Below are 2,546 nucleotides of genomic sequence, written 5' to 3' on the forward strand. Positions count from 1 at the left end.
CGCGCCGACACCGAGGACGAGGCGTGCGGGGACGTCGCCGCCGCGCGGGTCCGGCTGCTGCTGGAGCGGCCGGACGGCGGCACGGTCGAGGTGATGGTGCCGGTCCGTGACCGCTTCGGAGCCGTCGGCCGCCTGGTGCGGCGCGACTGCGTCGACGCGTCGCTCCGCGTGGACGTCGGCCTGCCCCAGGTCGAGGGACGCGAGATCGTCCTGCCGCTCGTGCTGGTGGCGACCGAGGCCGCGGTGGACCTGGAGTCGATCGGCGGGACGGTGCTGCTGGACCTGGCTCCCGGCGAGGACGGGCGACTGGACCGCAGCCTCGAGGCCGGTGACCGCTGGGCCCGCGACGTCCGGCTCGTGCCCGCCCGCTGCGACGCGCACGTGGTCGCCGAGGACAAGGTCGGGACCCTGCTGCCGCTGCGGGTCGTCACCGAGCACGGCGAGGCCACGACGTTCGTGCGCCTGCCCGGCCTGGAGAAGGGCCGCGTGCTCGACCAGGTCGTCCGGCTCTGCGGCATCGGCCGCGGCGACGACCCGCTGCTGGACGACTAGGACGACACGCGGCCGGCGACGTGCTCGGCCACGACCCGCTCGAGCTCGGCCTGGACGTGCCGGCGCGCCGGGTTCTCGTCGCTCGCCCGCGCCACACCGCGCCGACGGTGCGCTGGAGACCGGGTCCACCACCGGGACGGCGCGCACCGTCGCCGGCAGGTGCTCGCGGCCCAGCCGGGGCAGCAGCGCGACCGCCACGCCCTGCTCCACCATGGCGACGTGCGTGCCGAAGCTCGCGTCCTGGCAGCGCACGTCGGGCTGCGTGCCGTGGAGCGCGTGCATCTGCAGCAGCCAGTCGTGGCAGATCGACCCCGTGTGCGTGCTGACCCAGCGCTCGTGGACGAGGTCGGCCGCCGCGACCTGCGGACGTCCGGCGAGCGGGTGGTCGGCCGGCAGCACGACGTCGGCGGTGTCGGTGAGCAGCTCGACGAGCTGCAGCGACGGTGCCACCGTCAGCTGCACCATGTTCCAGTCGTGGACGAGACCGAGGTCGGCGCCGCCGCGCTCGACCAGGGTGAGGCACTCGCGCGGGTCGATCTCGTGCACCTGCACCTCGAGGGCCGGCGCGGTCTCGGCCAGCCGGCGCAGCAGAGGGGCGACCAGCCCGCGGCAGGCGGTGGAGAACGCCGCGATGCGGAAGACGCCGGTGAGCGGCGCGTCGTCGCCCAGGGCGAGGTTCCCGACCTGCTCGAGCTCGGCCAGCAGCCGGGCGCCGCGGTCGGCGATGAGCCGGCCGCGCTCGGTCAGCACCACCCGGCGTCCGACCCGCTCGAGCATGGCGGCGCGGCTCTGCCGCTCCAGCCGCTTGACCTGCTGGCTCACCGCCGACGGCGTGTACCCCAGGGTCCGCGCCGCCTCGGCGACGGTGCCGTGGTCGCGCACCGCGATGAGCGCACGCAGGGCGGTCACGTCGATCATGCAGCGATGCTACCGAGTACGCGGCACGAACCGTCGCTGTTCGTTCACGGTCGCGTGCAGCAGGATGGCACCCGTGTCCACCCGTCACTCCCTGCTCGCCGTGCTCGTCGCCCTCGTGTGGGGGCTCAACTTCGTCGTGATCGACGCCGGCCTGCAGGACGTCCCGCCGCTGCTGTTCCTGGCCTTCCGGTTCGTGCTCGTCGCGTTCCCGCTCGTGCTGCTCGTGCCGCGGCCGGGACCGTGGAAGGACGTGCTCGTCATCGGCGCGTTCATGAGCCTGGGCCAGTTCTCGCTGCTCTACGTCGCGCTCGACCTGGGCATGCCGGCCGGTCTGGCCTCGCTCGTGCTGCAGGCGCAGGTGATGTTCACGGTGGTCATCGCCGCCGTCGCGCTGGGCGAGCGGTCGACCGCGCAGCAGGTCGTCGGCGTCGCCGTCGGCACGGTCGGCCTGCTGGTCGTGGCCCTGGCGCACGGCCTGCGGGCGCCGTCCTGCCGCTGCTGGTCACCATCGGCGCCGCGCTCTCGTGGGCGATCGGCAACGTCGCCGCCCGGCGGGCCCGGATGGCCTCCGGCCTGGGCCTGGTGGCCTGGTCCGCGCTGGTGGTGCCGGTGCCGGCGGTGCTGCTGTCGCTCGTCGTCGACGGCTCGGCCGAGGTCGGCGACGCGCTGGCCGGCGTCGGCTGGACCGCGGTGCTGTCGACGCTGTACACCGTCGTGTTCGCGTCGCTGTTCGGCTACGTCGTGTGGAACGGCCTGCTGGCCCGGTACCCCGCGGGCGCGGTCGTGCCGTTCATCCTGCTCGTGCCGGTGGTCGGCATCCTCGCGGCGTGGGTCGTGCAGGACGAGGTGCCGACCGGGCTCGAGGCGACCGGCGGCCTGGTGATGTTGTCGGGCGTGGCGATCGCGAGCGTCCGGCTGCGCCGGCGCGAGGCCGTCCCGGCGGCCTAGTCGCTACAGGCCCTGCAGCGCGCCGCGGGCCATGCGGACGAGCAGCGCGCGCATGGACGCGCGGTCGAGCCGGGCGCATGGTAGCGGCGTCGGGAGTTGAGCAGGCCGAAGACCGCCTGGGCCGCGGC

Annotated in this window: 2 protein-coding genes and 1 pseudogene; 2 read left to right on the forward strand and 1 reads right to left on the reverse strand. The window is 74.9% G+C overall.

Features of this window, described 5'->3' with window-relative positions; all coding sequences use genetic code 11:
• A partial coding sequence (locus AC2W7G_RS13565; protein ID WP_485868903.1) for a LysR family transcriptional regulator occupies window positions 1-1,470 on the reverse strand: 1,470 nt, incomplete at its 3' end.
• Window positions 1,471-1,534: 64 nt separating this feature from the next.
• Here AC2W7G_RS13565 and AC2W7G_RS13570 point away from each other — a divergent pair.
• Together AC2W7G_RS13570 and AC2W7G_RS13575 are read left to right on the forward strand one after the other, a co-directional pair.
• Window positions 1,535-1,873 (forward strand): annotated as a pseudogene (locus AC2W7G_RS13570) (EamA family transporter); the annotation flags it as partial.
• Between the two features lie 128 nt (window positions 1,874-2,001).
• Complete coding sequence (locus tag AC2W7G_RS13575; RefSeq protein WP_485868904.1) at window positions 2,002-2,418, forward strand: EamA family transporter; 417 nt, start codon at window positions 2,002-2,004, stop codon at window positions 2,416-2,418.
• Window positions 2,419-2,546: the final 128 nt, after the last annotated feature.

It is taken from the genome of Aeromicrobium sp. PFPM2_SD2 (assembly GCF_057364525.1).